The organism is Opacimonas viscosa, from assembly GCF_024199005.1.
Classification (GTDB): Bacteria; Pseudomonadota; Gammaproteobacteria; order Enterobacterales; family Alteromonadaceae; genus Opacimonas; species Opacimonas viscosa.
In genome coordinates, this window is the sequence record NZ_JANATA010000016.1 from 62,024 (window position 1) to 68,926 (window position 6,903).

Annotated in this window: 5 protein-coding genes; 1 reads left to right on the plus strand and 4 read right to left on the minus strand. The window is 41.4% G+C overall.

The features are described from left to right. Positions 1 to 71: 71 nt before the first annotated feature. Positions 72 to 1,715, minus strand: a complete 1,644-nt coding sequence (locus tag NLF92_RS09545; RefSeq protein WP_254101233.1) for a hypothetical protein — start codon at positions 1,713 to 1,715, stop codon at positions 72 to 74. A gap of 268 nt (positions 1,716 to 1,983) precedes the next feature. Between NLF92_RS09545 and NLF92_RS09550 the strand changes: the two genes are divergently transcribed. After that, positions 1,984 to 3,633: an arylsulfatase gene (locus NLF92_RS09550; RefSeq protein WP_254101235.1), complete on the plus strand. Its 1,650-nt coding sequence runs from the start codon at positions 1,984 to 1,986 to the stop codon at positions 3,631 to 3,633. A gap of 68 nt (positions 3,634 to 3,701) precedes the next feature. On the opposite strand, the gene NLF92_RS09555 is transcribed toward NLF92_RS09550, so the two are convergent. The 3 genes from NLF92_RS09555 to NLF92_RS09565 form a co-directional block, all read right to left on the minus strand. After that, on the minus strand, positions 3,702 to 5,588 hold the full coding sequence (locus tag NLF92_RS09555) for an Lnb N-terminal periplasmic domain-containing protein (RefSeq protein WP_489886389.1): 1,887 nt from the start codon (positions 5,586 to 5,588) through the stop codon (positions 3,702 to 3,704). Positions 5,589 to 5,636: 48 nt separating this feature from the next. Next, on the minus strand, positions 5,637 to 6,056 hold the full coding sequence (locus NLF92_RS09560) for a DUF3015 family protein (RefSeq protein WP_254101239.1): 420 nt from the start codon (positions 6,054 to 6,056) through the stop codon (positions 5,637 to 5,639). Between the two features lie 153 nt (positions 6,057 to 6,209). Beyond that, complete coding sequence (locus NLF92_RS09565; RefSeq protein WP_254101241.1) at positions 6,210 to 6,776, minus strand: porin family protein; 567 nt, start codon at positions 6,774 to 6,776, stop codon at positions 6,210 to 6,212. Between the last annotated feature and the right edge of the window lie 127 nt (positions 6,777 to 6,903).

The window sequence follows — 6,903 nt, forward strand, 5'->3', positions numbered from 1 at the left end:
GAAACTTAACTAAAAAAAGGCGCATCAATGATGTTTGTCAAGATGCGCCCTGGTCCTTTGGGTATGATTAATTAATCAGCATTCGCAGCAGTTACCGCTGTATTGACCCAGTTGTACCACGCTGAAGAAGTATCAGTATCTGGTAATGCGCCAATGAACGAAGCCGCTTCAAAGAAAGGATTAACTGCAGTTAACTCAGCAGCAGTTGCAGGAGTAACAGTGATTGGAGCACCTGTACGAGTGTGGATACCAGCAACTAATACGTCAGAACCTGATGCAAGAACTTCTGTTGTACCAGAAGAGGCAAACCAATCCGCTTTTGCAGTACCTAATAATGCAGCTGGTACTTCAGACGCATCAGTAGTGAAGGTAGCGTCACCGTTGAATACATTGCTACATGCAATAACAGAGTTGTTAAACGTAATGCCATCAACTTTGTTTTGACCGTCAGTACTGAAGTTAAAACATGCAGTGTCGTCACCGTTAGTGCTCGCTGGGTCTACAACTAATACGTTTAAGTAGTTTGCTTGGAAACCGTCATCAAATTTCATTGCAAGTGAATCATCTTCATCACGTACTGATGTTGCATCGGTAGTAATGACGGTCACGTTAGCAATGTCTGGGAAAGAACTTGGCGCAGTTGCAGTGGTAGTACCTTTTTTACCATCTTGTTCGAAACCACCGTTACCCATATTCACTACACTGCCATCAGCAAGTGTTACAGTTCCGTGTTGTACGAATAAGAACTGAGCAGCACCTTGCCAACCCGCGTCAAAATCGAATGAATCATCTTGAGTATCAGTTACAACAACACGCTTCATGTTAACAGCACCACCGAAAATTTCGATACCGTCATCAAAGCCTTGGTGAATATGGATGTAGTCAACAGAAGTACGTGAACCCACTGCGTTAAGGGTAAGAGAGTTCAAGTCATCACCTTCACCACCTGTACGAGGACCAGAACCTGCGTACCAGATTTTAACGAAGTTTAATGCGCCAGAATCGTCTGCATTGTCAGTACCACCGTAATAAGAAACGATACCTTCTGAAGGTGCATTACATGTACCTGCATCACGTTGTGCGTCTTCACACTGATCAGTAATACCCAGACCATTGATGATAATACCACCCCAGTCAGCGTATTGAGGACCATTACCTACTGTATCAAAACGGTCAAATGCTTTTGCTGAAGTAAAGGTAATAGGAGCGTCTGCCGTACCAACTGCTTGAATTTTTGCACCACGTGCAATGCGTACAATAGCTTCACCAGAAGAAAACGCTAGGGTTGCGCCAGCTTCAACCGTCATTGTTGGACCAACTGCAGGAATAGTAAATGCAGTTGTATCAGAAGGATCTGTTTGACCATCAGCACCAATTTGTAATGCACCATCAAACTTGTGAACACCACCATTAGGCAGTGCGTTAAAAGTAACGTTTTCAGTGATTTGAACGTTTGCACCAGCAAATGAAGTGTTATACAAACAATCGTCACCAACTTTAAGGCCAGCAATAAGGCCGCTAGAACCTTCGTAGCTGGCGCATTCTACTTCTTCAACCGGTGTTGGAGCAGTCGTCGTTGTGTTGTTTGAGTTAACTTGACTTGAGTCAGTGCTGTTGTCATTTACTGTAGGGGTAATATTGATGTCACCACCACAACCTGCAAGAACTAAAGCTGCAGTAATTGTAGTAGCAGAAAAGATGTGTTTAAGTTGCATGTAATTCTCCAAAAATTTGTATTGAGCAATTTAAAATTCTTGGCAAGGTTATAGTTTTAAAATGACAAAAATATGACAAGAAAATAATGTCATAAAACTTTCATGCTTTTGTCACGAACTTTGGTGGAAGGAATGAGTCGTTGTGACACATAAGATTTGCTACACTGACGTTCACATAAATTTAACAATAAAGCGCTCAAACCCCATGAATATTCACTTCATAAAAGCGACAGTATTATGTTTCACAAAATGTTTAATCATCGTGGTTATGTTTTTTCTTACTGGTTGTGGTTCTCCAGTCAGTAAAAAAGCTAACGAGCAGCCAAATTTTTTAATTATTTTGGCCGATGACTTGGGCTATTCTGATATCGGTAGTTTTGGTAGTGAAATCCCAACCCCAGGGATCGACTCACTGGCCCAGAACGGGGTCAAGTTTGCTAATTTTCATGTGACGGCAACCTGTTCACCGACGCGCAGTGTGTTGCTGACGGGAGTAGACAATCATTTAACTGGCTTGGGCAATATGCGGATCATTATGGCCGACAACCAATTTGGTCAACCTGGTTATGAGGGTGAGCTCAACGATAATGTCGAGACGCTATCGACCATCATGCAGCGCAACGGTTACAGCACTTATATGTCAGGCAAATGGCATTTGGGGATGCAGGAATCTAACCTGCCCATTAACAGAGGCTTTGATAAGTCCTTTACGTTGATGGAAACTGGCGCGGATAATTGGGAAAAGAAACCTTATCTACCCCACAATAAAACCGTGCACTATTATGAAAATGAAGATCTTGCGGAACTGCCCGAAGCTTTTTATTCCTCAGATTTTTATACCAATACGCTGATTGAATATCTGGGGGAGCACGATCGCAATAAACCGTTCTTTGCGTATTTGGCATTTACCGCCGTGCATTATCCACATCAAGCGCCCAAAGCACTGACGGAGTCGTTCATTGATACCTATCGTGCTGGTTGGGATGTTATTAAATCCAATCGCTACCGTCGTTTGGTCGAACTGGGCTTAGTACCGGATAATTTAGAGATGCTGGATTTACCGCTATTAGAAGAATGGTCCAGCTTGTCGCCACTGGAGCAGGCTTATCGAGCTAAACAAATGGCCGTGTACGCTGCGATGCTCAAGCGCATGGACCAAAACATTGAGCGCCTGTTAGCCTACCTCAAACAAAACGATATGTTTGATAACACGGTAATCATGTTCATGAGTGATAATGGCGCAGACAACAACGAAATCGAAAAAGTATTTCCGACCTATATTGCTGAAAATTTTCACAGTGACCTTGAGCGTTTGGGCGAACAAGGCAGTTATACTAACTACGGACCCACTTGGGCGAATGTCTCTATGACCCCATTTAGCTGGTACAAGGGCTCGTCGTATGAGGGCGGTATGCGCTCCCCTCTCATCGTGCATTATCCCAAATTACTGCAACGCGGTGTTACTACCCAAGCGTATAGTTATGTCTCAGATATCACGCCAACCGTACTAGCACTAGCTGGTTTAACTGAGGCCACGGACCCAAGCAAGGTGGCGATTATGGGCAAAAGCCAATTGGGCGTGCTCACTGGAAAATCAGACACTATCTACCAAGCAGATGAGCCGGTGGGCTATGAGCTGGCAGGAAGTTCAGCGCTCTTTAAAGGGGATTATAAGTTAATGCGAAATTTCCCACCGTTCGGTGATAAACAGTGGCGGTTATTCAATATTGTTGTGGATCCTGTAGAGCGCTATGACCTGTCAAAGACTGAGCCAGAACGCTTCGCAGAAATGCTCAAAGATTACCAGCAGTATCAAGCCAAAGTGAACATGGTCGAAGTAAATGATGATTACCATGTCATCCAGCAGTTGCAAAAAAATCTAGCGCGCTACAAGAAGGATGGGACGGAGTTGCACTAGAGGTTGCTTAAAGGTTTTCCTGTAAGGCGTAACGTTAAGCGTGCGCCACAGCTTGGTAAAAGCATGATTTAAAAGTAGTATGACCATTGAGCACTGATAAGTCGCTCATTTTGTTCAGCCCATGATAACCGGATATCTGCGTCTTTGCTGACCCAGAAGCTCAACTTACATAACTTACTCAAAGTCTGTTTACGTAAAGTAGAGGTGATTGCAATAGGTTGTGAAATCTCACAGATTCCTTTGCCGTATTGCCATTGCCATTCTAACCCCAGTCTACCTTGTGACGTTATTGAGTGATTCTCGTTACTAAGCATTTTACCATGTAATTGACCATTAACTAATGCATAACCAATAACATGATCATTGAGCCTTGTCGCAATACCAATTTCACCACTCACAAAAGGTGTTAAGCGAGCGTTAAAATCACGTAATCGAAACCTCTCTGCACCGAATCGCAGTCCCCATGACCACCCACCATCTCCAGCAATGCCGGTATTTGATAGATTTAAGGTGGAAATATTGACAAGCCATAGTTTTTCTAGCGCAATTTTTTCATCCCTAAAGGAGATACCTAGTTCAGCCATCGACATCGCTGAGTGCGCAGGTCTTCCGCCAGCGGGTTGTAAACGGTCATAATAGGTGGGGCGAAGTGTGACTTCTCCAAATGATGCATGATTATAATTTTGCCTAGCTAGCCTAAACAAAGCGGCGAGTTGACCATCGTGGGGCTTTAGCATGGGCTCAAAATGTTGCCATCGTAAAGAAAATAATGGTCTTGATAGCAGCTTTTTCATAACGCGTTTTTGGTGTAGTTTGAGCAAATCATCGTCAGGAGCTTGTCGAACACGAAAGGCAAAATATGTATTCAGAACCACTAGTACACGTTGTTGGGACAGTGGTTCAAGGGACTCGATTACCGTCGTACTTTGGTTAGTGAAATCAGTCGCTAATAATTCCCCAAATACGCGCTCCTCTTCTTTCGTTAGCTGACGATAGCGAGATTGAAACTGGGCTTGAAGGCTTTTTTCCAAATACAGTTTTTGTACTTTCGCACCGTCATCAACCGCCATTAATCGTGCCACTATTTCGCTAGGAATGACTCTAATGTCATTCGCTGAAACGATATGTTGGTTTAGCACTAATTCAAGTGCTCTTGCGACATAATAAGCACAATTTTTTGACATGAAATAATAGGTATAGTCGGTGTTACGCAATTCAAATAAATGCAGTGCTAATAACCAAGTATCAAATTGGTTCAATGCCAATCGATAATGCCACAGATTGCGCAATTCTTCTTGTGCATAAGAAATATTGTGGCGATAAAATGGTTGTGCTGAATAACGAGCTCGATATCCCCCTACGAGACCTTTAACCATATACGATATTGGATCTTCTGCATTAGGGACAATGGCACCAAAATTTAAGCTATTATCAAACAAATTGATCGATTGCTGTTCTGCACCATCTATTTTTATAAACAAGTGGCCATGGAAAGATGCTGGGTTCTTGAGATAACCATCGGCAAATACTAGGGATATTGCTTTTGGCTGTTCAGTGCGCATCCAGTCCATCAATTCCTGACAATCTGACAAGTCAACGTCAGGTAAAGACAACTTATCTCTAATAAACAAATATCGCGCGGGATAACGGCAAGCAACGTCTTGGGGGTATTCGGTAAATTGTTCAATAAACGCGACTAATTCTGCCTGTTTATCAATGTTGCCTATAGAGCTTATAAAAAACTCACGTTGTGATACCTCGCTGACATCTCGTTCATTGTATTGCAATAGCTTTTTCCATTGCCAATTCTGACTCAATACCGACAAAGGCTCAGTTTGAGATAATGCATGCTTTGGAAAAAGGACTAAGCACAGTAAAACCCCCAACCATAATACTGGTGAGGTTATGTAAAAAATTGATGACTTTAACTTTCTAAGGAGGAAATAAATAGACATAAAAAGAGTGCTCCTCTCTAAAAGTAGAGCACTCAACTATAAGAAAAATTATTGTGCAGCGAAATAAATCGCTTGAGCCTGTTCATTTCGTGACGCATCGATATTATCTAGTAATGCAGTACGCAATGTTGTGACTTCGGCATTAGTTAGTTCAACAAAAGCCTGAACAGCGTGACCTTCGCCAGCTGCGAGTTCAGTTGATAACTGCTCGAGATTATCTTCGATAAACTGCGCCGCAGCAATTTCTTGGCTAGCACAAGAGTCTTCAGATGCGGTATTACTAGTGACAGCTGTTGTTCCTAAGTCCCAAATAACATTACTAACGGCAGCAGCAGTTGGATTGTCATCAAAAATAGTTGCACCAATTCCACAATGTTTCCATGGATTAATTTTAACGTCATTGGCTGATGCTGGAGCAGCCATTGCTAATGCAGAAATAATGCCGAGGCCTAATAGTGTTTTTTTCATGTATTTTCCTTTACAAAATTGAAATATTTTTGTAATTATTTTAAGTGCAAATCTTTGAAAAAGAGTCGCTCGAAATTAAATTACTGATTTGTGCTTAAAGCACAAATTTATACTAGATAACAAAGTTAGGTTTGTCTAGAATTTAAATCTTATTTAAAATGTATATCGTGCAATTAGTCGAAAAGCACCGGTGTCTTCATCAATTTCAAAATCCCCAAATGGTGTCTCCAATTCATCTAATGTAAGGGACATATAACTTGCTTCAACACTCATATTTTCTGATGTTTGATATCCTATTGCTACACCAAATCCAGTACCCGTCGCATTTAGCTCATTAAGCCTATCATCGGCAACTATTGTTCTATCAGTTGCAAGACCTGCGGTCCCTGATAAAAACCAAGTTTCGGAGAAATGATATGTTAGGCCTAATCCAGTAATTCCATTGCCAAAATATTCCTCGCTATAGGTAGACTCTCCCTCATAGATATTAACGTTATTTTCATAATACAATGCAATTGAATCATTAAACGCATATCCCACTTGGAATGACGTTGCTAAACCGCTGTATGAGTTATCTCCAACAGATACACTATGGGCTCCAAGACCCAAAGAAAAATGTAATCCGCTACCGTTGTCATCTGTATTTTTTTGAGTTTCCTCTTTAGCTAAGACAAATGATGTATTTACAAATAAAAATAATAATAAAAAATACCTTTTCACAAATAATTTCCTTAAAAAAATGATTAAAAATAAACATAGACAGCAGTTTTATTTTTGTCAAGCTGATGCTTTTGTAATCCCCCCATTTCAAGTAGCAAAAATAACTAGACTATCACGCTGCTTGTAA

Excerpts from the sequence above, each read along its gene's own strand:
- NLF92_RS09550 (WP_254101235.1), top strand. The coding sequence starts at position 1,984 with ATGTTTTTTCTTACTGGTTGTGGTTCTCCAGTCAGTAAAAAAGCTAAC.
- NLF92_RS09545 (WP_254101233.1), bottom strand. The coding sequence starts at position 1,715 with ATGCAACTTAAACACATCTTTTCTGCTACTACAATTACTGCAGCTTTA.
- NLF92_RS09555 (WP_489886389.1), bottom strand. The coding sequence starts at position 5,588 with ATGTCTATTTATTTCCTCCTTAGAAAGTTAAAGTCATCAATTTTTTAC.
- NLF92_RS09560 (WP_254101239.1), bottom strand. The coding sequence starts at position 6,056 with ATGAAAAAAACACTATTAGGCCTCGGCATTATTTCTGCATTAGCAATG.